Consider the following 26,963-nt stretch of genomic DNA (forward strand, 5'->3'; position numbering starts at 1 on the left):
GCTTATCGTCGATATGGAAAACCCGGCAGCCCCGCTGCCGGGTTTTTTCATTTCCTTTTCAAGGGAAAAAGCGCATCCTGCCACCGCTTACAGGGAGGATGAAATGGCTGAGTTGAAGCTCTATACCAACCCGATGTCGCGCGGACGCATCGCGCGCTGGATGCTGGAGGAGATCGGCAAACCCTATGATGTGGAAATTCTGGATTTCGGGCCACCGATGAAGGGGCCTGACTACTGCACAATCAATCCGATGGGCAAAGTTCCTGCCCTGCGCCACGGCGATGCGGTGGTGACGGAAGTGGCTGCAATCTGCGCCTATCTGGCAACAACATTTCCCGAAGCTGGTCTGGCGCCTCACCCCAATGAGCGCGCGGATTTCTTCCGCTGGCTGTTCTTTACATCTGGTCCTGTGGAAGCCGCCTTGTCCAACCATGCGCTCGGCTTTGAAATCCCCGCAGACAAGCAGGGAATGGTCGGCTACGGCAATTACGATACAGTGGTCAACACATTGGAGAAAGCGGTTTCGCACCATCCATACATCACCGGCGACCGCTTCACGGCGGCTGACGTTTATGTCGGCTCGCACATCGGCTGGGGCCTGCGCTTCGGCACGTTGCCGGCCAGAGGAGCGTTCGTCGCCTATTGGGACCGACTAAAAGATCGCCCCGCCATGAAGCGCGCCACGGAACTGGACGAGGCAGCAGCAGCAGCCACTCAGCATTAACAACATAATGCTGGCTGTTCAGGTCACGTAATCTGGCCAGCCAGCTCAAACGTGCGTGAGAATGCCTGTGCACCTTTTGGCGAGAACGCGATGACACGCCCCGCTTCGCGGCGTGCCCAGCCATTTGAAATGAAATGGTTCAACAGCGCTGCACCGAGCGCTCCGCCCAGATGGTTGCGACGCTCACTCCAGTCGAGGCAGTGACGACAGACCGGGCGCTTGCCCTGCTCCAGAGTGGTCACATCAACGCCAAGGCAACTGAAAAACGACTTGCCCTTTTCTGTCAGCACCGGCTCATTGTCATCAACAATCAGCTCAAGCCGATGCGAGGCATCAAGCATTTCCACGCCACGCTCACCGGCGAGATGGTCATAGCAGATGCGCGCCCTGCGCAGCGCCTGATCTTTCGGGCCGGTCCGCACCCGCACAGCGCCGGTGCGTTGCGCAAGCCCCATCAAACCTTCCAGGACCTGCGCCACATCTGTTCCTGAAAGCCGGAAATAGCGGTGCCGCCCCTGCTTCTCCGCGACCAGTAGATTGGCCGCGTCAAGCTTCGCAAGATGTCCGCTGGCGGTTTGCAGCGTCACGCCTGCGGCTGACGCGAGTTCACTGACAGTCAGCGCACGACCATCCATCAGCGCCGTGAGCATGTTTGCACGCGCCGGATCACCAAGGAGTGCTGCAACGGAAGCTATGATCGGGCCATCTTTCATACTTCGATGCTAACCGAACTATGGAGAAACTTCAATTGCTACATTGTCAGCATCGAAGACATGCTTTTGAAGGAGACACGCATGATAACCTGTTTCATCCGCTATCAGATCGACCCGTTCAAAGCGGATGCCTTTGCAGAATATGCGCGCAATTGGGGACAGGCGATTCCGCGCTGCGGCGCTGATCTCATCGGCTATTTCGGGCCGCATGAAGGTTCGTCGACCACAGCCTACGGCGTCTATTCAGTCGAAAACCTTGCCGCGTATGAAGCATATCGGGCACGGCTTGCCGCCGATCCGCTGGGACGCGAGAATTACGAATTTGCGCGCAGAGAACAATTCATCCGATCCGAAGACCGCATCTTCCTCAAACTCCAATCCGCACCGCATGGGGAGTTCATCAAGCCATGATTGCCGTCATATTCGAAGTCTGGCCAGCCGATGACAACAGACGTGAACAGTATCTCGATATTGCCGCAGGCCTGCGCGAAGATCTTTCCAGGATTGACGGTTTTCTGTCGATCGAGCGTTTTCAAAGCCTGGCTGATCCCGACAAATTGCTTTCGCTCTCGTTCTGGCGCGACGAAGATGCGGTGCGTGAATGGCGCAACCTGCCGTCTCATCGGGCAGCACAGGGAAAGGGACGCAATGGTGTTTTTGAGAACTACCGTTTGCGTGTAGCCAGCATCATGCGTGACTATGGTCTGGATGAACGAAGCGAAGCGCCTGACGACAGCCGCACAATTCATGCGGCTTAATTCCACCGATAAAAAAGGCCGGGTTAACCCGGCCTTTTGCATTAGATGATCAGTGCCTTGACTGCTGCAATCGCAGCGTCGGCCTTATCGCCATCCGGCCCGCCGGCCTGCGCCATGTCCGGGCGACCGCCGCCACCTGCGCCACCAAGGGCCACAGAAGCAGCGCGAACCAGATCGACCGCACTAAAGCGACCAACCAAATCTTCCGTCACCGCAGCCACCGCGCTGGCCTTGCTATCTTCGCCGATACCAATGAACAGCACCACACCGGAGCCGACCTGCTTCTTGCCTTCGTCGGCAAGCGGCTTGAGATCACGCGGGGAAACGCCAGTCACGATCTTGCCGAGGAAGTTGACGCCATTCACAGCTTCAACGGCGCTGCCGCCATCTGCCGAACCACCGCCAAGCGCAAGCTTCTTGCGCGCATCAGCAAGTTCGCGTTCCAGCTTCTTGCGTTCATCAAGCAGTGCGTTGACACGTTCCAGCGCTTCGGACGGTGTCGTCTTCAGTGCACCGGCGATGGCCTTTACGCGCTCGTCCTGCTCTTCAAGGTAAAGACGTGCTGCCTCACCCGTCAGCGCTTCCATACGACGAACGCCAGCGGCAACAGCACCTTCCGAAACGATGCGGACGAGACCTATATCGCCGGTCTGGCGCACATGCGTACCGCCGCAAAGCTCAACCGAATAGGCCTTGCCTTCCTTCGAACCATGCTTGGCGGTGCCCATGGAAACGACGCGAACTTCATCGCCGTATTTTTCACCGAACAGTGCCATGGCACCCTCGGCAATGGCATCGTCAACAGCCATCAGGCGGGTGCTGACAGGAGCGTTCTGCAGAATGATTTCGTTGGCGAGATTTTCAACCTGCGTCAGCTCTTCAGCCGAAATCGGCTTCGGATGCGAAAAGTCGAAGCGCAGACGATCCGGTGCAACGAGCGAACCCTTCTGCGCAACATGACTGCCGAGCGTTTCACGCAGCGCCTCATGCAAAAGGTGCGTCGCCGAATGGTTGGAACGAATGCGCGTGCGGCGCACCGAATCCACTTTCAGCTCAACAGCATCGCCGGTCTTCGCCGTCCCCTTGGTGACTTCGCCGATGTGAACGAAGACGCCCTCGCCCTTCTTCTGCGTATCCTTGATTGCGATAGCAAAACCTTCTCCGGAGATCGTGCCGGTATCGCCCTGCTGGCCGCCGGATTCTCCATAGAACGGGGTCTGGTTGACTACGACCGAAACAACATCGCCTTCAGCAGCGGACTGTACTTCCGCGCCATCGCGGACAAGCGCAGTGATAACGCCTTCGGCAACCTCGGTCTCGTATCCGAGAAATTCCGTCGCACCGACCTTATCCTTGATGCCGAACCAGATCGTTTCGGTTGCGGCTTCACCAGAACCAGCCCAGTTCGCACGGGCCTCGGCCTTCTGGCGCTGCATGGCGGCACTGAAGCCATCCGTATCGACGGCAATACCGCGCTGACGAAGTGCATCCTGCGTCAGATCCAACGGAAAGCCATAGGTGTCGTAAAGCTTGAAAGCGGTTTCGCCATCGAGGCGATCCCCTTCAACAAGGCTTTCCGTCGCATCCGACAGGAGGCCAAGACCGCGATCCAGCGTCTTGCGGAAGCGGGTTTCCTCAAGCTTGAGCGTTTCGGAGATCAAGGCATCGGCGCGGATCAGTTCCGGATAAGCCTGTCCCATTTCGCGGATCAAGGCCGGCAGCAGGCGCCACATCAACGGCTCTTTGGCGCCCAAGAGCTGGGCATGACGCATTGCACGGCGCATGATGCGACGCAAAACATAGCCGCGGCCTTCGTTGGACGGCAGAACACCGTCAGCGATCAGGAAGCTCGAAGCGCGCAGATGATCAGCAATCACACGGTGGCTGGCGCGGAATTCGCCCTCAGCCTTCACGCCGGTTGCTTCTTCCGAAGCGCGGATCAATGCCTTGAAGAGATCGATATCGTAATTGTCGTGCACGCCCTGCAGAACCGCAGCGACGCGCTCCAACCCCATTCCGGTGTCGATAGACGGACGCGGCAGGTCGATCCGCTGTTCGGGCGTGATCTGCTCGAACTGCATGAAAACGAGGTTCCAGATTTCGATGAAACGGTCACCGTCTTCGTCAGCCGATCCGGGAGGTCCACCCCAGATATGGTCGCCGTGGTCGAAGAAGATTTCTGAACACGGACCGCATGGACCGGTATCGCCCATAGCCCAAAAGTTATCACTTGTAGCGATGCGGATAATGCGGTCATCGGAAAGACCCGCGATCTTCTTCCAATAATTCGCAGCGTCGTCGTCCGTGTGATAAACGGTGACGAGCAACTTGTCCTTCGGAAGGCCGAATTCCTTCGTGATCAGATTCCAGGCGAAACTGATGGCATCTTCCTTGAAATAGTCGCCAAACGAGAAATTGCCGAGCATTTCAAAGAACGTATGGTGACGAGCGGTATAGCCGACATTGTCCAGATCGTTGTGCTTGCCACCGGCACGCACGCACTTCTGGGAAGTCGTCGCGCGATTGTAGGAACGGTGTTCAAGACCCGTAAAAACGTTCTTGAACTGAACCATACCCGCATTGGTGAACATCAGCGTCGGATCGTTACGCGGGACAAGTGGGCTCGATGGAACGACCTCATGCCCGTTCTTGCGGTAATAATCGAGGAATGTGGACCTAATCTCGTTGACGCCAGCCATAAGTCACCCTTGGGCTTTTTTGCCCTGCACGGATACAGCTCTGCAGAAAGCTGTATCAATTATCCTGTTCAAACTCCCATAGCCGCCAACCGTCATTGAAGGCCCGAGGCTCTCCCGCACTGCCAGGAGGTGAAGTGGAGTTTTCGGTTGACCGCTTTTAGCGGTGCCTTGCTTTTCTGTCCAGATAAGTACGCTGCGCCATAAAAGCAATTTCTGCCGGAAAGCGATAAAACCAGCACCATTCACTTCGCAAAAACACCCACTGCTAAACAAAAAGCCCCATGCAATTGCACGGGGCTTCGATAATTCATTCGATGCTGGCGATCTTACATTTCGGCAGCGTCACCCGCATCGTCTTCTGGTCCGCCATCTTCGAGGAACTGTTCGGCAATCAAACCGGCATTCTGACGAAGCGTGGTTTCGATCTCGCGGGCCACTTCCGGGTTGTCCTTGAGATATTGCTTGGCGTTTTCACGGCCTTGTCCCAGTCGCTGAGAATTATACGAGAACCACGCACCGGACTTCTCGACGACACCGGCCTTTACGCCAAGATCGACCAGTTCACCGGTCTTGGAAACGCCAGCACCGTACATGATGTCAAATTCGACCTGCTTGAAGGGCGGCGCAAGCTTGTTCTTGACGACCTTCACGCGGGTCTGGTTGCCAACAACTTCGTCGCGCTCCTTGATCGAACCGATACGGCGAATATCGAGACGAACCGAAGCATAGAACTTGAGAGCGTTACCGCCAGTCGTCGTTTCCGGCGAACCGAACATCACACCGATCTTCATACGAATCTGGTTGATGAAGATCACCATACAGTTCGAACGCGAGATCGATGCGGTAAGCTTGCGCAGCGCCTGGCTCATAAGACGAGCCTGAAGACCAGGCAAGGAGTCACCCATTTCGCCTTCGATTTCCGCACGTGGCGTCAAGGCTGCGACGGAGTCGACGACGAGAACGTCGATGGCGCCCGAACGCACAAGCGTGTCGGTAATTTCAAGTGCCTGCTCACCCGTATCTGGCTGCGAAATCAGCAAGTTTTCCAGATCGACACCCAGCTTGCGTGCATAGACAGGATCAAGCGCATGTTCCGCATCGACGAATGCACAGATACCGCCCTTCTTCTGTGCTTCCGCAATCGTGTGCAGCGCGAGTGTCGTCTTACCGGAGCTTTCCGGTCCGTAAATCTCAACAATACGTCCTTTGGGCAAGCCGCCGACACCCAGCGCGATGTCCAGAGAAAGCGAGCCGGTCGGAACAGTTTCGATCTCGATAACCGGGGCATTTTTCCCCAGACGCATGATCGAGCCCTTACCGAACGCCCTTTCGATTTGCGACAATGCCGCATCGAGAGCCTTAGTCTTGTCCACTGAATTTTCCTCAACAAGTCGCAATGAATTCTGAGACATCTTACACCATCCTCTTGTCTCGCTAGAAGCCCGGCAGGCTCGTTGCTATGATCTATTTGTATTCGTTTTGTTCTCATTTGACAATAGGGCTAACTCATTGATTAAAAACAGTTCCGAAATTTTGTTCTATAATCGTTCTCTAACATCAGCAATTACGAAAATAATCGAACTATCCACGAATTAACTTAATTCAAACCAAACTGCCCATCCACCGATTCGGAAAAGCAAAGAAAAACGCAGCCCTTCTATCGAAGAACTGCGTTGTTTGAAGCCTATTAACCCTTGGAAGGGAATCAGCTGGCGGCGCGAAGCGGAGAAATCTGGATTTCCACGCGACGGTTCTGCGCACGGCCTTCCGGTGTTGCGTTGGTGGCAACGGGCTGGCTCGCGCCATAGCCGATAACGGCGAAGCGACGCGGATCGATACCCTGCGAACCGAGATAGCTCGCGACCGACGCGGCGCGGCGCTGCGAAAGAGCCTGATTGTGGCTGACGCTACCGGTCGAATCGGTGTGGCCATAAACGTCCACAAGCGTCTGGTTGAATTTGCGCAATACAATCGCGACCGAATTAAGCGTCGGGTAGAACTGGCTCTTCACCTGATCCTGATCGGTATCGAAAGTGATGCTGGACGGCATATTAAGGATGATCTGGTCGCCGTTACGGGTCACAGACACACCAGTGCCCTGCAGCTGTGCACGGAGCTCGTTTTCCTGACGATCCATGTAATTGCCGATTGCGCCGCCGCCAAGTGCACCAATACCGGCACCAATCAGAACGGCATTGCGCTGTGCACGGCTGGAACCGCCGACCATCAGGCCGCCGAGAGCGCCCACAGCCGCGCCAATCGCAGCACCACCTGCGGTGTTCGACATCTTCTGTTCCCCGGTATAGGGGTCGGTGGTGCAGCCTGCCAGAAATGTGGCGGCGAAAAGGGCAATACCGATCTTCTTCAGCATGAAATGGTCATCCTCAATTAGCGAATCCGTCGCATGATAATAGCGATTAAGGCCGGATGGTGTCTCAAATGCGAGTTTGAATCCAGCCTTTCGCTTTTTAACTGAAGCCTCCGCAACTGCGCAACTGCGTGGCGTAACGATTGGCCATGGATTGGGCACGTTTTGCGCCATTGAGCGCCGTGGCATTCCCGCGCCAGACACCACGAGCGTAACCGCCGTGACCCGAATAGTAAGCGAGATAAAGGCTATATGCATCGGCGCGATTGATGCCGTTTTTCAGATAGCTTTGATAGTGATACCAGCCAATGAAATGGATAGCGTCCGCGAAATTGGTGCGCGATGCAGTCCAGCGACCGGTTTCCCGCTTGTAACGATCCCACGTGCCGTTCAGCGCCTGGGAATAGCCATAGGCGCTGGAAGCCCGCTTCCACGGTATGATCCAGAGAATCTTGGTCCGTGGCGGGCGTGCATAGGGCTGGAAGCCGGATTCGGTATAGATTGTGGCCATCAGAACCGGAACCGGCACGCCGAATTCGCGCGAAACCCGCGTGGCAGCCGTCTGCCAGTTATTGAACCAACCGTCGCGTTGATCGAAGACCGCACACACATTGTTGACCTGCCGTGGGGCAGTCGCGCAGCCTCCTAGGATCACGAGCGCGACGAGAAACAAAACGCGCATCATGGAAAACCTCGTCTCTTTGCAAAGATTGATAAAGCGTAAAAATTAAGAAGACCTTTCTAACGACAGGTCACCCCTTTCCGGGGACCTTCAAACTCGCGTGAAGAAGCAAAGTAAAAGCCGCTGCCAATATGACGGCGGCACGAACTGTGCCCAAACTGTGGATGAATGTGGATAACTATGGGGATAGCGCATTTTCAGCGGTCGAAACTGCGTGAAAACCAATGGTTAGAGCGATTGCGCTGAAACAGAACCACTCCAAACTTCAACGGCGTCCCTGGCGCTCCTGTCGCAACCGCGCCCAGTATTCGAGGCGCTTGCGGATATCTCGCTCAAAACCCCGCTCCGGCGGATCATAGAATTTTTGCCTGCCCATGCTTTCCGGGAAATAATCCTGTCCTGAAAACGCGTCTGGCTGGTCGTGGTCATAGGCATAGCCGTCGCCGTAGCCCTCATTCTTCATAAGCTTGGTTGGCGCGTTGAGAATATGCTTCGGCGGCAGCAGGGAACCGTTCTCCTTGGCCGCACGCATTGAGGCTTTATAGGCCACATAGACGGCGTTCGATTTCGGAGCCGTTGCAAGATAAACACAGGCCTGTACGAGCGCCAGTTCGCCTTCCGGCGAACCAAGATAGTCATAGGCATCCTTGGCGGCGTTGCAGATGACCAGTGCCTGCGGGTCGGCCAAGCCGATATCTTCCACCGCCATGCGCACCAGCCGCCGCCCAAGATATAACGGATCTTCGCCCGCATCGAACATACGAGAAAGATAGTAGAGCGCTGCGTCGGGGTCCGATCCCCGCACGGATTTATGCAGCGCCGAAATCAGATTGTAATGCCCGTCCTGCCCCTTGTCATAAACCGGGGCGCGACGTTGCACGACATCCTGCAGCTTTTCGGCAGTAAACACTTCATCGGGACGGGCCGCACGCCAGACTTCCTCGGCAAGCGTCAGCGCAGCACGTCCATCGCCGTCAGCCATGCGAACAAGGCTTACCCGTGCTTCCTCGTCCAGCGGCAATGGACGTTCTTCTTGCTCTTCGGCACGGGTCAGAAGTGTTGCAATACTCTCGCCATCATGGGGATGAAAAGTAAGCACTCTCGCCCGGGACAAAAGAGCAGCATTGAGCTCGAAAGACGGGTTTTCCGTCGTGGCGCCGATCAGGATAACAGTGCCGTCTTCCATGACCGGCAAAAACGAATCCTGCTGGGCGCGATTAAAGCGATGAATTTCGTCTACGAAAAGCAGGGTCTGGCGTCCCGACATACGCCGCGCGCGAGCAGTCTCGAAAACCTTCTTGAGATCGGCAACGCCGGAGAAGATCGCCGAAATCTGTTCAAACGCGAGATCAGTTTCTCCGGCAAGCAGGCGGGCAACGGTCGTCTTGCCGGTTCCCGGAGGTCCCCAGAAGATCATGGAACCGAGCGAACCGGATGCAATCATGCGCGTCAGCACACCTTCTGGCCCGGTCAGATGTTCCTGACCGGTTACTTCCGACAAATGCTTCGGACGCAAGCGATCAGCAAGCGGCCGGTTGCGGTCCGCGTTCGGGTCTGCCGCTGCTGAGAAAAGGTCGCTCATTTCATTCGCTCGATCGATAAATTAAATGCCGCTTCAGGCATAATGCTACCCGAAGCGGCATGCAACTTTTGGCGATATACTGGCCGACAGTTTTAACGCACGAACTGACGCAGCAACGTTCCGTTGCGTTCCACCTCAAGCCGCCAGGCAAGACCACGTCCCCCATCCAGAATCGCGGTCATCTCCTCCACGGAGCGGATAGGATTTCCGTTGATGCTTCGAACAATGTCGCCCGGGCGCAATCCGAGCCGTGCCGCCGGCGAGCCGGAATAGACGTCAACAACGACCACGCCCTGGCTTTCACTCTTGAGACGCAGTTTTTTAGCCGTGGATGGCGTCAGCACAAGGACAGCTGCACCGGCGAAGGGATTATCGCCCTTGATCACCTGTGGCGCAGTTTCCTTGACTTCGGGCGCTTTGGAAAGCTTCACCGGGATGGTCTGGTTCTTTCCATCCCGCATGATTTCGACCGACACGGTGTTACCAATGCCAGCCGTCGACAGACGATAACCAAGCACATCCTGATTATCGACGCGAACGCCCTGAACGGACAGAACCACATCGCCGATTTTCAGTCCTGCGGCTTCTGCAGGACCACCTTTTGCAACTGCTGTGATCAGGGCACCATAGGGCTTTTCCATTCCAAGCCCTTCGGCCAGATCGGAGGTGACCCCTTGGAAAGTCGCGCCGATATAGGGGCGCTCGAAACTTTTGCTGCCATTCTGCGCAGCTTCCACGACGGCGCGGACCATATTGGACGGAATAGCAAAGCCGATGCCCACGGAACCGCCAGAACGTGAATAGATCGCTGTGTTGATACCTATCAGGCGTCCGCGCATGTCAATCAATGCGCCACCGGAGTTGCCGGGATTGATAGCCGCATCCGTCTGGATAAAGAAATCAAAATCGGAAATGCCAACCTGTGTTCGGGATTGCGCCGACACGATACCGCTCGTCACAGTCTGTCCGACGCCGAACGGATTGCCGATGGCCAGCACCAGATCACCAACTTCGACTTCGTCGGAATTGCCGAGGCCCAACACTGGAAACTTGTCCTTGGCTTCAATTTTCAACACGGCAAGGTCTGTGGTTTCATCGCGCAGAAGCAGCTTGCTTTCGAACTCGCGACCGTCCGACAAGGCGACTTTGATTTCGTCGGCATCCTTGATGACGTGATTGTTCGTCACGACAATGCCTGAACTATCGACAATCACGCCGGAACCGAGCGACTGTTGGATACGTGGTTTGCTTTCCCCGAACTGCCGCCCGAAAAACTGCTCGAAGAACGGATCGCCTGCAAATGGCGATTGTGCCCGTGCCTGCACTTGTCGCGCCGCATAGACATTCACAACAGCTGGTGTCGTCTCTTTCACGAGAGGAGCGAAGGAAAGTTGCATATCAGCGCGGCTGAGCGGCACTTCTTTGGGAGGCGTCGCGGGCGCATCCTGCGCCATTGCCTGCGGCATGACCAGCCCGATGGATGTCAGCATAAGACCCAATACACCTAAACGTCGCCAATTCATGCACATACTCCGCGCTTTCCGAGGGCACTCATATCTTCCGTGAAAAAATATGAGATTCGTCGTCCATATGTAGTCAACTGAGGACAAGGATAAAGGGCCACATTGTGACCTTGAAGTGCCGCACGGCAATTTTCTTGAAACATATCGATTCGAAAGAGCCGAACAGCAGCAACAAACAAACAAAAAAGGGCCGCTCAAGGCGGCCCTTCTTCAATAATCAGAAACAGTGCAGATTATGCTGCGTCTGCTTCAGCAGCCTGTTCAGCTTCGACGCGGGCGCGGTCAGCCTTGCCCTTTGCATCGACGTCGCGTTCCACGAATTCAACAACAGCCAGAGGCGCGTTGTCGCCAGCGCGGAAGCCAGCCTTCATGATGCGGATGTAGCCGCCGTTGCGGGTTGCATAGCGAGCAGCCAACGTATCGAACAGCTTTGCAACGAGCTTAACGTCGCGAATAGCCGAGATAGCCTGACGGCGTGCATGCAGATCGCCGCGCTTGCCGAGAGTGACAAGCTTTTCTACGATCGGACGGATTTCCTTAGCTTTAGGAAGCGTGGTCACAATCTGTTCATGCTCGATGAGCGAAGCCGCCATGTTGGCGAACATTGCCTTGCGATGCGAGGCAGTGCGGTTCAGCTTACGCTGTCCATTACCGTGGCGCATGGCCTTCTCCTTAATTAGTTCTAGCCGGGATATTTCCGGTCACATTTTCGTTCCAGGCATCTCAGGATGCGAAACCGGTTACCGGTTCCGCAGGAAATGCTCAGTATTGGTCTTCGTAGCGCTTTGCGAGATCTTCGATGTTTTCTGGCGGCCAGGACGGGATTTCCATACCGAGATGGAGACCCATCGATGCCAGTACTTCCTTGATCTCGTTGAGCGACTTGCGGCCGAAATTCGGAGTCCGCAGCATCTCGGCTTCCGTCTTCTGGATCAGATCGCCGATATAGACGATGTTGTCGTTCTTCAGGCAGTTTGCCGAACGGACAGACAGTTCGAGCTCGTCGACCTTCTTGAGCAGAGCCGGGTTGAAAGCCAGTTCCGCAACCTGTTCCTGCGGAGCTTCCTTCTGAGGCTCTTCGAAGTTGACAAAGATCGCCAGCTGGTCCTGGAGAATACGAGCAGCATACGCCACTGCGTCTTCACCGCTGACCGAGCCATTTGTCTCGATGTTCAGCGTCAGCTTGTCATAATCGAGAACCTGACCTTCACGGGTGTTCTCGATCTTGTACGACACCTTGCGAACCGGAGAATAGAGGCTGTCAACCGGGATAAGCCCGATTGGAGCATCTTCTGCACGATTGCGGTCGGCAGGCACATAGCCCTTGCCGGTGTTGACGGTGAATTCCATGCGGATTTCAGCGCCTTCGTCCAGCGTGCAGATGACGTGATCCGGGTTAAGGATCTCGACATCGCCGACAGTCTGAATGTCGCCAGCCGTAACGACGCCTGGGCCTTCCTTGCGGACGACCATGCGCTTCGGGCCCTCGCCTTCCATGCGGATGGCGATTTCCTTGACGTTCAGAACGATATCCGTAACGTCTTCGCGGACGCCCGGGATCGAAGAGAATTCATGCAGAACGCCATCGATCTGAATGGCGGTCACGGCAGCGCCGCGAAGCGACGACAGAAGCACGCGACGCAGAGCATTACCGAGCGTCAGACCGAAACCGCGTTCCAGCGGTTCAGCAACGACGGTTGCATGCGTGCGGGAGCCGTTGGTGATGAAATCCACCTTGTTCGGCTTGATGAGTTCCTGCCAGTTCTTCTGGATCATGTAAGTATCCCTCTATCAATCGTCGCTACCATCCTATCGTAGCGATCAAGTGTAGAAACCGCAGAGGAGCCCCGAACTTGAAAAGCCCGAGGCTCGTACGGCATGTGAACGAGGATTAGACCCGGCGCTTCTTGCGCGGACGGCAACCGTTGTGCGGGATCGGCGTAACATCGCGGATCGACGTGATCACAAAGCCGGCAGCCTGAAGGGCGCGCAGCGCGGATTCACGGCCAGAACCCGGTCCGCAAACCTCGACTTCGAGGGAGCGCATACCGTGTTCCTGAGCCTTCTTAGCACAATCTTCGGCAGCGATCTGAGCGGCGAACGGGGTCGACTTACGCGAACCCTTGAACCCCTGAGCACCGGCAGACGACCAGGCAATCGCATTGCCCTGAGCATCCGTGATGGTGATCATGGTGTTGTTAAACGTCGAATTTACGTGGGCAACGCCCGACGAGATGTTTTTACGCTCGCGACGGCGAACGCGCGTGGCTTCCTTGGCCATGACAGTCCTTTCAATCGATCTCTACACCGCCGTAATTCCAGCGGCTACACCGGTCCTCAAGAAAGGACCAGCATCAAACCCAACCGGCGCACCGGAAAGGCCCGACGGAACAAATGTCCCGTCGAAATTACTTCTTCTTGCCTGCGATTGCCTTCGCTGGACCCTTGCGGGTGCGTGCGTTGGTGTGCGTGCGCTGGCCGCGAACCGGCAGCGAACGACGATGACGCAGACCGCGGTAGCAGCCCAGGTCCATCAGGCGCTTGATGTTCATCGAAACTTCACGACGCAGGTCACCTTCGACCTGGTAGTCAGCATCGATTGCTTCGCGGATCTGAAGGACTTCAGCATCCGACAGCTGGTTAACGCGACGATCGTCAGCAATGCCGACCTTCGTTACGATTTCCCGAGCAAATTTCGGTCCGATCCCGTGAATGTACTGAAGCGCAATAACAACGCGCTTGTTCGTCGGGATGTTGACGCCAGCGATACGTGCCACGTCTGTTCTCCTTGAGTTATAAAAATTTCCATCTGGCAGATGCGATCAACCAGACAGCATTAAACGACCGGTACCGGCCTCTTTCGATTTCCGCCGATACCCGCCATTCAAAACCAGTTGAAGTGGCGCAGTCTTTGACGGAATCGCCCGAAAAAGTCAACTCTTAACTGTCCGTAAAGCCATCAAACCGGCCTGACAGGCAACCCAAGCAACTTCTGGAAGCAATAAACGGGCAGAAAACGCTCCACGCTTTCCCTGCCCGCAATGGAATGAGGCTTCTTCAAGCCTCTTCAATTTTCATGCCGGAACCAGAATTCTCTCGATTTCGGCAGTAACTTCTTCAACCGGCGCCATGCCATTGATGACGCGCAGTTCACCAGTTCCGGCATAATAGCTCGAAAGCGGCGAAGTCTTTTCGCGGTATTCCACGAGACGCTTGCGGAACGCTTCCGGATTGTCGTCCGAACGGACCTGACCACCCTTGGCAATCGTTTCAGCCACGCGGCTCTCCATCCGCTTGACCAGAGCATTCTCGTCAACCTTCAGCTCAATGACTGCATCGAGCTTTAGGCCCTTCCCCGCCAGCATGGTTCCCAGAGCCTGAGCCTGTGGAACCGTGCGTGGATAACCGTCAAGGATGAAACCGTTCGCGCAGTCAGGCGCATCGATGCGCTCCGAAACGATCTGGTTCACGATCTCATCGGAAACCAGTTGCCCGGCGTCCATCACGGCCTTGGCGCGCTTCCCGATCTCGCTCTGCTGGGCGACTGCTGCACGCAGCATGTCGCCGGTCGAGAGCTGAGGAATTCCATGCTTCTTGGTAAGAAGTCCAGCCTGCGTCCCCTTACCTGCTCCGGGCGGCCCAAGAAGTATCAGTCTCATTTATTGCGTTTCCCACCTCTGAGTTTGGACTTCTTGATCAGCCCTTCATACTGATGGGCGATCAGATGTCCCTGAATTTGCGCAACCGTGTCAAGCGTTACGCTCACAACGATCAGCAGTGAGGTGCCACCAAGATAGAACGGCACACCGGTTGCGGAAATCAGGAATTCCGGCAGGAGACAGACAAGCACGATATAGATGGCGCCGACAACAGTGATGCGTGTCAGCACATAGTCTATGTATTCGGCGGTACGCTCACCCGGACGAATGCCCGGAATAAAGCCGGAATGCTTCTTGAGCTGGTCAGCAGTGTCCTTGGGATTGAACACAATGGCCGTGTAGAAGAAGCAGAAGAATGCCATCAATGCGGCATAGAACAGCATGTAAAGCGGCTGACCATGACCGAGTGCATTGAGAACGGTAGTAGCCCAGGCCGGCATTTCCGTCGTGTTGGCGAAACCGGCAACCGTCGCAGGCAGAAGCAACAACGACGACGCGAAAATCGGAGGAATGACGCCTGCGGTATTGAGCTTCAACGGCAGATGCGACGTATCGCCCTGGAACATGCGGTTGCCGACCTGACGCTTCGGATACTGGATCAGAAGGCGACGCTGCGCACGTTCAACGAATACGATGACCGCAATCAGCACGATGGCAAGAATGATAACGCCCAGAATGAGTCCCGTCGACAGCGCGCCGGTACGGCCAAGTTCCAGCGTGCCGGAAATAGCGTGCGGCAGGTTGGCCACGATACCGGAGAAGATGATCAGCGAGATACCGTTGCCGATACCGCGTGCAGTGATCTGCTCGCCGAGCCACATCAGGAACATCGTGCCGCCAACAAGGGTGATCACCGACGAAACGACGAAGAACGGGCCCGGATTGGTGACAATACCGTTGCCCGACTGCAAGCCGACAGAAATCGCGTAGGCCTGAACAAGCGCCAGAAGCACCGTGCCGTAACGCGTATACTGATTGATGATCTTGCGACCTGCCTCGCCTTCCTTCTTCAGCGCTTCAAGAGACGGAACAACCGACGTCATGAGCTGCACGATGATGGAGGCAGAGATATAAGGCATGATGCCGAGCGCGAAAATGGCCATACGACCGACGGCGCCACCGGCGAACATGTTGAAAAGCCCGAGCACACCCTGGCTATGCTGCTGGAAAGCCTGCGCAAGCGCGTCAGGATTGATGCCGGGAAGCGGAATATAGGTGCCGAACCGGTATACGAGCAAAGCACCTAGCGTGAACCAGATGCGCTTCTTGAGTTCTTCTGCTTTCGAGAAAGCTGAAAAATTGAGATTGGAAACTAGCTGTTCAGCAGCCGATGCCATTAAATTTCTCCGGTGAAAAGTCTCCGGTCCTCCGCCCCCGTCAGCGCAATCTATTGCGGTCGCGCCTCGAGACTAAAAAGACCCTACCCAGATATGCGCATTGGCATAAATGTGCAAGCGGCGGCACTGAGGCCGCCGCTTTTTATTTTTGTATCGAAGCCTTATTCGGCAGCGGCTTCAGGAAGCTTGATGCTACCGCCAGCCTTTTCGATCTTTTCGACCGCAGCCTTGGAAGCACCGGCTACCTCGAAAGCAACCTTTGCCTTCAGCTCGCCGTCCGAAAGGATGCGAACGCCGTCTTTGGCACGACGAATCACGCCAGCAGCCTTCAGCGAATCGAGGTTCACAACTGCCTTGGCATCAAGCTTACCTGCATCGATAGCGGCCTGAACACGGCCGAGCGATACAACGTTGAAGCTCTTTGCGAAGATGTTGGTGAAGCCGCGCTTCGGCAGACGGCGGTAGATTGGCATCTGGCCGCCTTCGAAGCCGTTGATCGCGACGCCCGAACGGGACTTCTGCCCCTTGACACCACGACCACCAGTCTTGCCGGTGCCCGAACCGATACCGCGGCCAACACGCTTGCGTGCTTTGACCGAACCTGGCTTGTCACGCAGATCGTTGAGTTTCATATCTCTATCTCCTGCGCTATCACGCCTCGTCCACAACTCGGACGAGGTGTGGAAGCTTGGCGATCATGCCACGAACTGCTGGAGTATCTTCCAGCGTGCTGCGGCGGTGCATTTTATTAAGACCCAGACCGATCAGCGTTGCGCGCTGCTCGGCTGGACGACGGATTGGGCTTCCGATCTGCTCGACCGTAACCGTCTTGCCCTTCTTCTCAGCCATCACTCAAATCCCTTGTCTATGGCGTATCCGGTGGCCTCAGCGGCCCCGGACGAACACAAACTATCGGCTACTCTTCCGAACCGACCACATCATGGCGGCGAGCCTGAAGGGTCGAGTACTTGATGCCGCGCTGTGCAGCGATGTCCTTCGGATGCATCTGATGCTTCAGAGCATCGAACGTCGCACGAACCATGTTGTAAGGGTTCGACGAACCGAGCGACTTGGCGACAACGTCCTGAACGCCGAGCGTTTCGAACACTGCACGCATCGGACCACCGGCGATGATACCCTTACCAGCAGGAGCTGCGCGGAGCAGAACCTTGCCGGCGCCGTGACGGCCTTCAACATCGTGGTGCAGCGTACGGCCCGAACGCAGCGGTACGAAGATCATGTCGCGCTTGGCAGCTTCCGTAGCCTTACGGATAGCTTCCGGCACTTCACGAGCCTTGCCATGACCGAAGCCTACGCGGCCCTTCTGGTCGCCAACAACGACGAGCGCAGCAAAACCGAAGCGACGGCCGCCCTTGACGACCTTGGCGACGCGGTTGATGTGAACGAGCTTATCGACGAATTCGCTGTCGCGCTCCTCACGGCCGCGATCTTCGCGGTTACGTTCTCTCTGTGCCATATCCTGATTTCCTTTTTCTTTTCCGGAAGCACAAAATGCTATTAGAAGCTCAGTCCGCCTTCGCGGGCAGCTTCGGCGAGAGCCTTCACACGGCCGTGGTAAATGAATGCACCACGGTCGAACACTACTTCGCTGACGCCTGCTTTAACGGCACGCTCGGCAACCAGCTTGCCAACTGCAGCTGCTGCTGCGGAGTCGGCGCCAGTCTTGAGCTTGCCCTTCAGGTCGCCATCCAGGGTCGAAGCAGCGGCGATGGTAACACCGCGAACGTCGTCGATAACCTGAACGTAGATGTTCTTGGAAGAGCGGTGCACGCTGAGACGCGGACGGCCGTTTGCAACAGCCTTGACCTGACGGCGTACACGAGCAGCGCGACGCTGCAAAGTTTCTTTTGGCGATGCCATGACGCGCTTCCCTTACTTCTTCTTGCCTTCTTTGCGGACGATCTTCTCGCCAGCATACTTGACGCCCTTGCCCTTGTAAGGCTCGGGGCCGCGATATTCGCGGATCTCAGCCGCGACCTGACCGACCTGCTGCTTGTCGATACCGGTGACGACGATTTCCGTCGGCTTCGGAACGGCAACAGTGATGCCAGCAGGCACGTCGTAGACCACTTCGTGGCTGAAGCCGAGCGAAAGCTGCAGGTTCTTACCCTGCATGGCAGCGCGGTAACCGACGCCGCTGATTTCGAGCTTCTTTTCGAAGCCGTCCTTCACGCCAACAAAAATGTTGGAGATCATCGTGCGGGACATGCCCCACTTCGAACGAGCTTCCTTCGACTGGTCGCGCGGATCGACGCTGACAGCGCCATCTTCCATCTTGACCAGAACTTCATCGTGCACGACGAAGGAGAGTTCACCCTTCGCGCCCTTGGCCTTGACGATCTGCCCATCAACACTGGCGGTCACGCCTGCCGGGACCGGCACGGGTTTTTTACCGATACGAGACATTTTAATACCTGTCTTTTATCTGTTCGCTGTCAACCGCATCAGAAGATGCGGCAGAGCAGCTCACCACCAACGTTTTGTTCACGGGCTTCATGATCAGCCATCACACCCTTAGGGGTGGACAGGATCGAGATGCCAAGACCATTCGCAACCTGCGGGATCGACTTGACCGACACGTATACACGGCGGCCAGGCTTCGAAACGCGGGTCAGTTCACGAATGACTGGAACGCCTTCATAGTACTTCAGTTCGATTTCGATCTCGGCTTTGCCGTTCACGAATTCACTCTGCGTGTATCCGCGGATGTAACCTTCAGACTGAAGAACATCAAGAACGCGAGCGCGCAACTTGGAAGCCGGGGTCGAAACCTTGGTCTTCTTGCGGCCTACTGCGTTACGAATACGGGTCAGCATGTCGCCGATAGGATCTGACACAGACATATGCTACTCCTTACCAGCTCGACTTGACGATGCCCGGGATCTGACCGAGCGAACCCAACTGACGGAGCGCAATACGCGACATCTTCAGTTTACGGTAATAACCACGCGGACGGCCCGAAACTTCGCAACGATTGCGAATACGAACCTTCGATGAATTGCGCGGCAGTTCGGCAAGCCGGATAGTGGCGCGGAAGCGCTCCTCCAGCGGAAGGCCCTGATCCATTACGATCGCCTTCAGACGTGCACGCTTGTCAGCATGACGCTTAACCAACTTTTCGCGGCGCTTGTTTTTTTCGACTGCGCTAGTCTTGGCCATATTATTATACCTCGCTACGCTTGCCGTTACTGCCGGAAGGGGAAGTTGAATGCACGCAGAAGAGCGCGCGCCTCATCATCCGTCTTGGCGGTCGTGCAAACGATGATGTCCATGCCCCAGATCTGATCAACCTTATCGTAGTTGATTTCCGGAAACACGATGTGCTCCTTGATACCCATGGCATAGTTGCCACGTCCGTCAAAGCTCTTCGGGTTCAGGCCGCGGAAGTCGCGAACGCGAGGAAGAGCGATCGTGATGAAACGATCAAGGAATTCGTACATGCGGTCCTGGCGAAGGGTGACCTTCGTGCCGATCGGCATGCCTTCACGCAACTTGAATGTTGCGATCGAGTTACGGGCGCGGGTGATAACAGCCTTTTGACCAGCAATCAAGCCAAGGTCTTCAGCAGCTACAGCCGGCTTCTTGGAGTCGCCAGTGGCTTCGCCAACGCCCATGTTGAGGACAACCTTGGTGATGCGTGGAATCTGCATCTCGTTGTCGTATTTGAATTCTTCAAGCAGAGCCTTACGAATGTTTTCGTTGTAAAGCTTCTTGAAGCGGGGAAGTGCCTTAGCTTCAGCCATCGATCAGCGCTCCAGAACGTTTTGCGACACGAACCTTCTTGCCGTCCTCGACGCGGAAACCGACGCGGGTCGGCTTACCGTCCTTGGGATCAGCAATTGCCAGGTTAGACAGGTGGATCGGCGCTTCCTTGGAGATAATGCCGGCTTCCTGGGTCTGGGTCTGACGCTGATGACGCTTCACAACGTTGATACCGCGAACGAGCGCCTGCTCGTCCTTAGGCATAACCTTGAGAACTTCGCCTTTACGGCCCTTGTCCTTACCGGACAGCACGACAACGCTGTCGCCTTTGCGAATCTTCTGCATCGTCTTGCTTCCTTACAGAACTTCCGGGGCCAGCGAGATGATCTTCATATGGTTCTTTGCGCGAAGTTCGCGCGGAACCGGTCCGAAGATACGCGTGCCGATCGGCTCTTTCTTGTTATCGATGAGAACGGCTGCATTGTTATCGAAACGAATAACGCTGCCGTCCGGACGACGGATGTCCTTGGCGGTGCGTACAACAACCGCCTTCATCACATCACCCTTTTTGACGCGGCCGCGCGGAATAGCTTCCTTGATCGACACCACAATGATGTCGCCAACGGAAGCGTAACGCCGCTTCGAGCCGCCCAGCACCTTGATGCACATGACACGACGTGCGCCGGAGTTATCCGCCACGTCGAGGTTTGTTTGCATCTGAATCATGACTGGCCGCCTTCTTTCCTCTCAGCTGGTTAAGGGCTCCTGCCCTACCTAAGCTGCGTGTTTATAATTTAGCCTGCTGCTTCGTTCGTGAGAACGACCCAGCGTTTGTCCTTCGAGATTGGAGCCGATTCCTGAATGGAAACGAGATCGCCAACCTTGAACTGGTTGTTTTCGTCATGCGCCTTGTACTTCTTAGACTGACGCACGGTCTTCTGGAGGAGCGGGTGCGAATAGCGGCGCTCAACCTTGACCACAACAGTCTTGTCATTCTTGTCGCTGACGACAACGCCCTGCAGAACGCGTTTAGGCATTATATTTTTCCTTATGCCTTGCTTGCGGCCGCCTTCTGGCGGGCAATAGTCTTAATACGCGCGATGTCGCGGCGAACCTGCTTCACGCGCGCGGTTTTTTCGAGCTGGCCGGTGGCCTTCTGAAAGCGCAGGTTGAACTGCTCTTTCTTCAGGGTGCCCAGCTCGTCATTCAGTTGATCGAGGCTCTTCGCCCGAACGTCTGCGGCTTTCATAGTTGCCTCTCTCTTATTCAGCAATGCGCTGGATAAAGCGCGTCTTGATCGGCAACTTTGCTGCGCCGAGTCTGAGGGCTTCGCGTGCCACATCTTCGGGTACGCCGTCAAGCTCAAACATCACGCGACCTGGTGCCACACGGCATGCCCAGTAATCAACCGAACCCTTACCTTTACCCATACGGACTTCGGTAGGCTTCGACGTAACTGGCAGGTCAGGGAAGATGCGGATCCACACGCGACCGGCACGCTTCATGTGACGGGTGATCGCGCGGCGGGCCGCTTCGATCTGACGTGCAGTGACGCGTTCCGGCTCAACGGCCTTCAAACCGAATGCACCGAAATTCAGATCCGTGCCGCCTTTCGAGTTGCCGTGAATACGGCCCTTGAACTGCTTGCGGAACTTGGTGCGCTTAGGCTGCATCATTGTTCTCTACTCCAAATTTCTCGCCCGCGGCCCGCTTTTTAAGCGTTTTCGCGGCGGCGGTTCGACGAGGAACCCTGATTGTCACCCTCGACCGCACGACGCTCGGAAGCCATCGGATCGTGTTCAAGAATCTCGCCCTTGAAGACCCAGACCTTCACGCCGCAGATACCATAAGCGGTCTTCGCTTCTGCCGTACCGTAGTCGATATCGGCGCGAAGCGTATGAAGCGGAACGCGACCTTCACGGTACCATTCCATGCGAGCGATTTCCGCGCCACCCAGACGACCCGAGCAGTTGATACGGATACCTTCGGCTCCAAGACGCATTGCCGACTGAACGGCACGCTTCATGGCGCGACGGAATGCCACACGGCGTTCGAGCTGCTGAGCGATCGACTGAGCGATCAGCGTAGCGTCGATTTCCGGCTTGCGAACTTCAACGATGTTGAGCGACGTATCGGCATTGGTCATCTCGGAAAGCTTCTTGCGGAGCTTTTCGATGTCTGCACCCTTCTTGCCGATGATGATGCCCGGACGAGCCGAATGGATCGTCACGCGGCACTTCTTGTGCGGACGCTCGATTACGATCTTGGAGATCGCAGCCTGCTTCAGTTCCTCGGTGAGGAATTCGCGGATCTTGACATCTTCATGCAGCAGCTTGCCGTACTCACCGGTATTCGCGTACCAACGCGAATCCCAGGTGCGGTTGATGCCGAGGCGAAGACCGATCGGATTAATCTTCTGACCCATTATGCGGCCTCCCCTTTTTCCGCGACTTCGCGGACAACAATGGTGAGATGCGAAAACGGCTTCTCGATACGGCTCGCGCGGCCACGGCCACGGACGTGGAAGCGCTTCATGACGATCGACTTACCTACATAGGCTTCGGCGACGATCAGAGAATCGACGTCGAGGTCATGGTTGTTTTCTGCGTTCGCAATTGCGGACTGGAGCGTCTTCTTAACCGTATCGGCGATCCGCTTGCGCGAGAACGTCAGATCGGCAAGAGCCGCATTCACCTTCTTGCCGCGGATCATGCTCGCAACAAGGTTCAGCTTCTGCGGGCTGACGCGCAGCGTACGGGCAACAGCTTGCGCTTCGTTGTCCTTGAGCTGACGGGGAGCTTTAGCCTTGCCCATCGTTACTTCCTCTTCGACTTCTTGTCCGCGCCGTGACCGTAATAGGTACGTGTAGGCGCGAATTCACCGAACTTGTGTCCGACCATTTCTTCCGAAATCGACACCGGCACATGCTTGTTGCCGTTGTAGACGCCGAAAGTCAGACCGACAAACTGCGGCAGGATGGTGGAGCGACGGCTCCACATCTTGATAACTTCATTACGACCGCCTTCGCGTACCTTCTCAGCCTTCGTGAGAAGATAGCCATCGACGAACGGACCTTTCCAAACTGAACGAGCCACTTCAGACTACCTCTCTTACTTCTTGCGCTGATGGCGCGAACGCATGATGAACTTGTCGGTCGACTTGTTCGAGCGCGTCTTCTTGCCCTTCGTAGGCTTGCCCCACGGAGTGACAGGGTGACGACCACCCGAGGTACGACCTTCACCACCACCATGCGGGTGATCGACCGGGTTCATTGCAACGCCGCGAACGTGCGGACGCTTGCCACGCCACACCGAACGACCGGCCTTACCGTCGTTGATGTTGCCGTGGTCCGGGTTGGACACTGCACCGACCGAAGCAAAGCAGGCACCTGGAACCAGACGCTGTTCACCGGAGTTGAGGCGCAGAATGGCCATGCCCTGATCGCGACCAACCAGCTGGGCGTAGGTGCCAGCCGAACGAGCGATCTGACCGCCCTTGCCAGGCTTCAGTTCGACGTTGTGAACGATCGTGCCAACCGGCATGGAAGCGAGCGGCATTGCGTTGCCCGGCTTCACGTCGACGGAGTTGCCTGCAACAACCTTGTCACCAACAGCAAGACGCTGCGGAGCCAGGATGTATGCCAGTTCACCGTCTTCGTAACGGATCAGCGCGATGAACGCGGTGCGGTTCGGATCGTATTCCAGACGTTCGACAGTGCCGACGACGTCAAGCTTGCGACGCTTGAAATCGATGAAACGGTACGTACGCTTGTGACCACCGCCCTGAAAGCGAACAGTGATACGACCGGTGTTGTTACGGCCACCCTTCTTGGACAGACCTTCGGTCAGGGACTTGACCGGCTTGCCCTTGTAGAGTCCCGAACGGTCCACGATGACCAGCTGACGCTGGCCTGGCGTGATCGGATTAAAATGCTTGAGTGCCATTGTCTCTTACTCCATGGCCTCTCAGAGACCGGTCGAAACGTCGATGCTCTGGCCTTCGGCCAAAGTAACGATCGCTTTCTTGACGTCGCTCTGGCGCCCGATAAGGCCGCGGAACCGCTTAACCTTACCCTTGCGCACTGCAGTGTTGACTGCGGTAACCTTGACGCCGAACAGCGCTTCGACTGCAGCCTTGATTTCCGGCTTCGTTGCCTTGCGGGCTACGTTGAAGACAACCTGGTTGTGTTCGGAAACCATGGTGGACTTCTCGGTGATAACCGGGCTGACGATCACGTCGTAATGGCGAAGATCAGTCATTTGAAACGCTCCTCGAGGGCTTCGACAGCCGCCTTGGAAAGAACGAGCTTGCCGCGGCGAAGGATGTCGTAAACATTGATGCCCTGCACCGGCAGAACGTCGATGTTCGGGATGTTCGAAGCCGCGCGCTGGAAGTTCACGTCGATCTCTGCACCGCCGATGACGAGTGCATTTTCAAGACCGAGCTTGGCGAACTGCGAAACAAGCTGCTTCGTCTTGGCTTCCGTTGCAGCCAGATCATCGATGATGATCAGGTCAGATGCCTTTGCCTTTGCAGACAGGGCATGACGCAGGCCAAGAGCGCGAACCTTCTTCGGCAGATCGTGATCGTGCGAACGGACAACCGGTCCGTGAGCCTGACCACCACCGCGGAACTGCGGAGCGCGAGCGGAATGGTGACGAGCGCGACCCGTACCCTTCTGCTTGTACATCTTTGCGCCGGTGCGGCTTACGTCGCCACGGCCCTGAGCCTTATGGGAGCCCTGCTGGCGGCGAGCCAGCTGCCAGCGCACAACGCGCTGAAGAATGTCGTCACGCGGGTCGAGGCCGAAGATTTCTTCGTTCAGCTTGACCTTGCCGGCATCCTTGCCTTCAAGAGTGGTAATCGTGAGATCCATTATTCGGCTCCCTCAGTCGCGACAGCTTCAGCCTTCGCGGCACCTGCACGCAGAGCGGCCGGCTTCGGCGCGTTCTCAGGCAGCGAGACCTTTACCGCATCGCGCACGATGATCCAGGCGCCCTTGGAGCCAGGAACCGCACCGCGAACCAGAATGAGGCCGCGATCGCTGTCCGTCGAGACAACTTCAATATTCTGCGTGGTTACGCGGGTCTGGCCCATGTGACCAGCCATCTTCTTGCCCTTGAACACCTTACCCGGGTCCTGACGCTGACCGGTCGAGCCGTGAGCGCGGTGGGTAATGGAGTTACCATGGGAAGCGCGATGACCGGCGAAGTTATGACGCTTCATAACACCAGCAAAGCCCTTACCAATCGAAGTACCCGTCACATCGACCTTCTGGCCGGCGACGAAGTGTTCGGCGGTGATTTCAGCGCCGACTTCGAGGAGGTTGTCCGGCGAAACGCGGAATTCCGCGACCTTCGCCTTCGGCTCGACCTCGGCCTTCGCGAAATGACCGCGCATAGCCTTGGACGTGTTCTTTACCTTGGCAAGTCCAACGCCAAGCTGAACAGCCGTGTAACCATTCTTTTCAACTGTACGCTGAGCTACCACGTGGCAATTCTCCATGCGGAGAACCGTCACCGGCACATGCTCGCCGGCGTCGTTATAGACGCGGGTCATGCCCAGCTTCTGTGCAATAACACCTGAACGCATCGGGTTCGTTCCTTCCGTCCTCAAGCCGATTAAAGCTTGATCTCGACATCGACACCGGCGGACAGATCGAGCTTCATCAGCGCGTCCACCGTCTGCGGGGTCGGGTCAACGATATCGAGAAGACGCTTGTGCGTGCGCATCTCGAACTGCTCGCGGCTCTTCTTGTCGATGTGCGGCGACCGGTTAACCGTGAACTTCTCGATCCGCGTAGGAAGCGGGATCGGTCCGCGCACATTTGCACCGGTACGCTTGGCAGTCGACACGATTTCCCGCGTCGAAGCGTCAAGGATCCGATGATCAAACGCCTTGAGGCGAATGCGGATGTTTTGACCGTTCATTTCATCTGTTCCTTGTTACGCGGGAACGCTCGCTCCAAAGCGAGCGTTCCTGCACAAACCTTCATTACTCGATGATCGAGGAGACGATGCCTGCACCGACGGTGCGGCCGCCTTCACGGATAGCGAAGCGGAGCTTCTCTTCCATGGCGATCGGCACGATCAGGGTGACGTCCATAGCGACGTTGTCGCCAGGCATAACCATTTCCGTGCCTTCCGGCAGCGTGACAACACCGGTCACGTCCGTCGTGCGGAAGTAGAACTGCGGACGGTAGTTCGTGAAGAACGGCGTATGACGGCCACCTTCGTCCTTGGTCAGAATGTAGGCTTCTGCCTTGAACTTGGTGTGCGGCTTCACAGAACCCGGCTTGCAGAGAACCTGGCCGCGTTCAACGTCTTCACGGCCAACGCCGCGGATCAGAGCGCCGATGTTGTCGCCAGCCTGGCCCTGGTCGAGCAGCTTGCGGAACATTTCAACGCCGGTTACCGTCGTCTTCGCCGTCGCCTTGATGCCGACGATTTCAACTTCTTCACCAACCTTGACGATACCGCGCTCAACGCGACCCGTCACAACCGTACCACGGCCCGAGATCGAGAAAACGTCTTCGATCGGCATCAGGAACGGCTGGTCGATCGGACGTTCCGGGGTCGGAATGTAGTCGTCAACAGCGGCCATCAGCGAACGAACGGCGTCTTCGCCCAGTTCCTTCGAAGAATCTTCCAGAGCAGCAAGAGCCGAGCCCTTGATGATCGGAACTTCGTCGCCCGGGAAATCGTATTTCGACAGAAGTTCGCGAACTTCCAGTTCAACCAGTTCGAGCAGTTCTGCATCGTCAACCTGGTCGCACTTGTTCAGGAACACGACGATTGCCGGAACGCCAACCTGACGAGCGAGCAGGATGTGCTCACGGGTCTGCGGCATCGGGCCGTCAGCGGCCGAAACAACCAGAATTGCGCCGTCCATCTGGGCAGCACCGGTGATCATGTTCTTCACATAGTCAGCGTGACCTGGGCAGTCGACGTGTGCATAGTGACGGTTCGGCGTTTCGTACTCGACGTGTGCCGTCGAGATCGTGATGCCGCGGGCGCGCTCTTCAGGAGCGGCGTCGATCTGGTCATACGCCTTGAACTCGCCGAAAAACTTCGTGATCGCTGCAGTCAGCGACGTCTTGCCATGGTCAACGTGACCAATCGTGCCGATGTTAACGTGGGGCTTCGTACGTTCAAACTTACTCTTTGCCATTTGAGCTCTCCGTAAATTTAGCCTG

Annotated in this window: 38 protein-coding genes; 3 read left to right on the plus strand and 35 right to left on the minus strand. The window is 56.5% G+C overall.

Annotation, left to right across the window (positions count from 1 at the left end; translation table 11 throughout):
* Positions 1–103 precede the first annotated feature (103 nt).
* Positions 104–724 (plus strand): glutathione S-transferase N-terminal domain-containing protein, encoded by a 621-nt coding sequence (locus tag KWJ32_RS18085; RefSeq protein WP_012091919.1) that lies wholly within the window; start codon positions 104–106, stop codon positions 722–724.
* Positions 725–747: 23 nt separating this feature from the next.
* Here KWJ32_RS18085 and KWJ32_RS18090 read toward each other — a convergent pair whose 3' ends face one another.
* Positions 748–1,437, minus strand: coding sequence for a winged helix-turn-helix domain-containing protein (locus KWJ32_RS18090; protein ID WP_012091918.1), 690 nt, complete (start codon positions 1,435–1,437; stop codon positions 748–750).
* 81 nt (positions 1,438–1,518) lie between these two features.
* On the opposite strand from KWJ32_RS18090, the gene KWJ32_RS18095 reads away from it, so the two are divergent.
* Positions 1,519–1,848: an NIPSNAP family protein gene (locus tag KWJ32_RS18095; RefSeq protein ID WP_010659936.1), complete on the plus strand. Its 330-nt coding sequence runs from the start codon at positions 1,519–1,521 to the stop codon at positions 1,846–1,848.
* Complete coding sequence (locus KWJ32_RS18100) at positions 1,845–2,195, plus strand: antibiotic biosynthesis monooxygenase (protein ID WP_012091917.1); 351 nt, start codon at positions 1,845–1,847, stop codon at positions 2,193–2,195. Before KWJ32_RS18095 ends, KWJ32_RS18100 begins: the two co-directional genes overlap by 4 nt.
* 41 nt (positions 2,196–2,236) lie before the next feature.
* On the opposite strand, the gene alaS is transcribed toward KWJ32_RS18100, so the two are convergent.
* From alaS to tuf, 34 genes are all read right to left on the minus strand, one after another.
* Positions 2,237–4,894 (minus strand): alanine--tRNA ligase, encoded by a 2,658-nt coding sequence (alaS, locus tag KWJ32_RS18105; protein ID WP_012091916.1) that lies wholly within the window; start codon positions 4,892–4,894, stop codon positions 2,237–2,239.
* Positions 4,895–5,220: 326 nt separating this feature from the next.
* On the minus strand, positions 5,221–6,306 hold the full coding sequence (recA, locus tag KWJ32_RS18110) for a recombinase RecA (RefSeq protein ID WP_012091915.1): 1,086 nt from the start codon (positions 6,304–6,306) through the stop codon (positions 5,221–5,223).
* 293 nt (positions 6,307–6,599) lie between these two features.
* Positions 6,600–7,265: an OmpA family protein gene (locus KWJ32_RS18115; RefSeq protein ID WP_010659932.1), complete on the minus strand. Its 666-nt coding sequence runs from the start codon at positions 7,263–7,265 to the stop codon at positions 6,600–6,602.
* A 97-nt stretch (positions 7,266–7,362) separates the two neighbouring features.
* The gene (locus KWJ32_RS18120) at positions 7,363–7,947 is read right to left on the minus strand and encodes a transglycosylase SLT domain-containing protein (protein ID WP_010659931.1); all 585 of its coding nucleotides are present in this window, start codon (positions 7,945–7,947) and stop codon (positions 7,363–7,365) included.
* A 262-nt stretch (positions 7,948–8,209) separates the two neighbouring features.
* Positions 8,210–9,526, minus strand: coding sequence for a replication-associated recombination protein A (locus tag KWJ32_RS18125; RefSeq protein WP_151609959.1), 1,317 nt, complete (start codon positions 9,524–9,526; stop codon positions 8,210–8,212).
* A 92-nt stretch (positions 9,527–9,618) separates the two neighbouring features.
* The gene (locus KWJ32_RS18130) at positions 9,619–11,049 is read right to left on the minus strand and encodes a DegQ family serine endoprotease (RefSeq protein WP_012091913.1); all 1,431 of its coding nucleotides are present in this window, start codon (positions 11,047–11,049) and stop codon (positions 9,619–9,621) included.
* A gap of 233 nt (positions 11,050–11,282) precedes the next feature.
* Positions 11,283–11,711 carry a 50S ribosomal protein L17 gene (gene rplQ, locus KWJ32_RS18135; RefSeq protein WP_010659928.1) on the minus strand — a complete coding sequence of 143 codons (429 nt, stop codon included), beginning with the start codon at positions 11,709–11,711 and terminating at the stop codon, positions 11,283–11,285.
* A gap of 100 nt (positions 11,712–11,811) precedes the next feature.
* A complete protein-coding gene (locus tag KWJ32_RS18140; RefSeq protein ID WP_006467001.1) occupies positions 11,812–12,825 on the minus strand; it encodes a DNA-directed RNA polymerase subunit alpha in 1,014 nt (337 codons plus the stop codon).
* A gap of 115 nt (positions 12,826–12,940) precedes the next feature.
* Positions 12,941–13,330, minus strand: coding sequence for a 30S ribosomal protein S11 (rpsK, locus tag KWJ32_RS18145; protein ID WP_002964339.1), 390 nt, complete (start codon positions 13,328–13,330; stop codon positions 12,941–12,943).
* 127 nt (positions 13,331–13,457) lie between these two features.
* Positions 13,458–13,826: a 30S ribosomal protein S13 gene (gene rpsM, locus KWJ32_RS18150; protein WP_006467002.1), complete on the minus strand. Its 369-nt coding sequence runs from the start codon at positions 13,824–13,826 to the stop codon at positions 13,458–13,460.
* A gap of 297 nt (positions 13,827–14,123) precedes the next feature.
* Positions 14,124–14,708 (minus strand): adenylate kinase, encoded by a 585-nt coding sequence (locus tag KWJ32_RS18155; RefSeq protein WP_010659927.1) that lies wholly within the window; start codon positions 14,706–14,708, stop codon positions 14,124–14,126.
* Entirely contained in the window at positions 14,705–16,045 is a 1,341-nt protein-coding gene (gene secY / locus KWJ32_RS18160; protein ID WP_010659926.1) for a preprotein translocase subunit SecY, read from the minus strand. The genes KWJ32_RS18155 and secY overlap by 4 nt, the downstream gene beginning before the upstream one ends.
* 161 nt (positions 16,046–16,206) lie before the next feature.
* Positions 16,207–16,677, minus strand: coding sequence for a 50S ribosomal protein L15 (rplO, locus tag KWJ32_RS18165; RefSeq protein WP_012091912.1), 471 nt, complete (start codon positions 16,675–16,677; stop codon positions 16,207–16,209).
* 19 nt (positions 16,678–16,696) lie between these two features.
* Positions 16,697–16,894 carry a 50S ribosomal protein L30 gene (rpmD, locus tag KWJ32_RS18170; protein WP_002967737.1) on the minus strand — a complete coding sequence of 66 codons (198 nt, stop codon included), beginning with the start codon at positions 16,892–16,894 and terminating at the stop codon, positions 16,697–16,699.
* Positions 16,895–16,961: 67 nt separating this feature from the next.
* Positions 16,962–17,522: a 30S ribosomal protein S5 gene (gene rpsE, locus KWJ32_RS18175; RefSeq protein WP_006467009.1), complete on the minus strand. Its 561-nt coding sequence runs from the start codon at positions 17,520–17,522 to the stop codon at positions 16,962–16,964.
* A 41-nt stretch (positions 17,523–17,563) separates the two neighbouring features.
* Entirely contained in the window at positions 17,564–17,926 is a 363-nt protein-coding gene (gene rplR, locus KWJ32_RS18180; RefSeq protein ID WP_010659924.1) for a 50S ribosomal protein L18, read from the minus strand.
* A gap of 12 nt (positions 17,927–17,938) precedes the next feature.
* Positions 17,939–18,472, minus strand: a complete 534-nt coding sequence (gene rplF, locus KWJ32_RS18185) for a 50S ribosomal protein L6 (protein ID WP_010659923.1) — start codon at positions 18,470–18,472, stop codon at positions 17,939–17,941.
* A 38-nt stretch (positions 18,473–18,510) separates the two neighbouring features.
* Positions 18,511–18,909, minus strand: a complete 399-nt coding sequence (rpsH, locus tag KWJ32_RS18190) for a 30S ribosomal protein S8 (RefSeq protein WP_007875325.1) — start codon at positions 18,907–18,909, stop codon at positions 18,511–18,513.
* Positions 18,910–18,919: 10 nt separating this feature from the next.
* Positions 18,920–19,225 (minus strand): 30S ribosomal protein S14, encoded by a 306-nt coding sequence (gene rpsN / locus KWJ32_RS18195; protein ID WP_010659922.1) that lies wholly within the window; start codon positions 19,223–19,225, stop codon positions 18,920–18,922.
* A gap of 26 nt (positions 19,226–19,251) precedes the next feature.
* Positions 19,252–19,809, minus strand: coding sequence for a 50S ribosomal protein L5 (gene rplE / locus KWJ32_RS18200; RefSeq protein ID WP_010659921.1), 558 nt, complete (start codon positions 19,807–19,809; stop codon positions 19,252–19,254).
* The gene (gene rplX, locus KWJ32_RS18205; RefSeq protein ID WP_010659920.1) at positions 19,802–20,113 is read right to left on the minus strand and encodes a 50S ribosomal protein L24; all 312 of its coding nucleotides are present in this window, start codon (positions 20,111–20,113) and stop codon (positions 19,802–19,804) included. Before rplX ends, rplE begins: the two co-directional genes overlap by 8 nt.
* A 12-nt stretch (positions 20,114–20,125) precedes the next feature.
* Complete coding sequence (rplN, locus tag KWJ32_RS18210) at positions 20,126–20,494, minus strand: 50S ribosomal protein L14 (RefSeq protein WP_004683923.1); 369 nt, start codon at positions 20,492–20,494, stop codon at positions 20,126–20,128.
* A 68-nt stretch (positions 20,495–20,562) separates the two neighbouring features.
* Complete coding sequence (gene rpsQ / locus KWJ32_RS18215) at positions 20,563–20,805, minus strand: 30S ribosomal protein S17 (protein WP_010659919.1); 243 nt, start codon at positions 20,803–20,805, stop codon at positions 20,563–20,565.
* A gap of 11 nt (positions 20,806–20,816) precedes the next feature.
* Entirely contained in the window at positions 20,817–21,017 is a 201-nt protein-coding gene (gene rpmC, locus KWJ32_RS18220) for a 50S ribosomal protein L29 (RefSeq protein WP_006467022.1), read from the minus strand.
* Positions 21,018–21,030: 13 nt separating this feature from the next.
* Positions 21,031–21,444 (minus strand): 50S ribosomal protein L16, encoded by a 414-nt coding sequence (gene rplP / locus KWJ32_RS18225; protein ID WP_006467023.1) that lies wholly within the window; start codon positions 21,442–21,444, stop codon positions 21,031–21,033.
* Between the two features lie 38 nt (positions 21,445–21,482).
* Positions 21,483–22,193 (minus strand): 30S ribosomal protein S3, encoded by a 711-nt coding sequence (rpsC, locus tag KWJ32_RS18230; protein WP_006467024.1) that lies wholly within the window; start codon positions 22,191–22,193, stop codon positions 21,483–21,485.
* Positions 22,193–22,582, minus strand: coding sequence for a 50S ribosomal protein L22 (rplV, locus tag KWJ32_RS18235; protein WP_010659918.1), 390 nt, complete (start codon positions 22,580–22,582; stop codon positions 22,193–22,195). The genes rpsC and rplV overlap by 1 nt, the downstream gene beginning before the upstream one ends.
* A 2-nt stretch (positions 22,583–22,584) precedes the next feature.
* Positions 22,585–22,863: a 30S ribosomal protein S19 gene (gene rpsS / locus KWJ32_RS18240; protein ID WP_010659917.1), complete on the minus strand. Its 279-nt coding sequence runs from the start codon at positions 22,861–22,863 to the stop codon at positions 22,585–22,587.
* A 15-nt stretch (positions 22,864–22,878) separates the two neighbouring features.
* Entirely contained in the window at positions 22,879–23,712 is an 834-nt protein-coding gene (gene rplB, locus KWJ32_RS18245) for a 50S ribosomal protein L2 (protein WP_010659916.1), read from the minus strand.
* A gap of 21 nt (positions 23,713–23,733) precedes the next feature.
* Positions 23,734–24,027: a 50S ribosomal protein L23 gene (locus KWJ32_RS18250; protein WP_006467028.1), complete on the minus strand. Its 294-nt coding sequence runs from the start codon at positions 24,025–24,027 to the stop codon at positions 23,734–23,736.
* The gene (gene rplD, locus KWJ32_RS18255) at positions 24,024–24,644 is read right to left on the minus strand and encodes a 50S ribosomal protein L4 (protein WP_010659915.1); all 621 of its coding nucleotides are present in this window, start codon (positions 24,642–24,644) and stop codon (positions 24,024–24,026) included. The genes KWJ32_RS18250 and rplD overlap by 4 nt, the downstream gene beginning before the upstream one ends.
* Positions 24,644–25,360: a 50S ribosomal protein L3 gene (gene rplC, locus KWJ32_RS18260; RefSeq protein ID WP_012091910.1), complete on the minus strand. Its 717-nt coding sequence runs from the start codon at positions 25,358–25,360 to the stop codon at positions 24,644–24,646. Before rplC ends, rplD begins: the two co-directional genes overlap by 1 nt.
* Positions 25,361–25,389: 29 nt before the next feature.
* Positions 25,390–25,698: a 30S ribosomal protein S10 gene (gene rpsJ / locus KWJ32_RS18265; RefSeq protein WP_002964363.1), complete on the minus strand. Its 309-nt coding sequence runs from the start codon at positions 25,696–25,698 to the stop codon at positions 25,390–25,392.
* 64 nt (positions 25,699–25,762) lie between these two features.
* Complete coding sequence (gene tuf, locus KWJ32_RS18270) at positions 25,763–26,938, minus strand: elongation factor Tu (protein ID WP_012091906.1); 1,176 nt, start codon at positions 26,936–26,938, stop codon at positions 25,763–25,765.
* Positions 26,939–26,963 lie beyond the last annotated feature (25 nt).

This window comes from Ochrobactrum sp. BTU2 (assembly GCF_024539785.1).
In the GTDB taxonomy this organism is placed as follows: Bacteria; Pseudomonadota; Alphaproteobacteria; order Rhizobiales; family Rhizobiaceae; genus Brucella; species Brucella anthropi.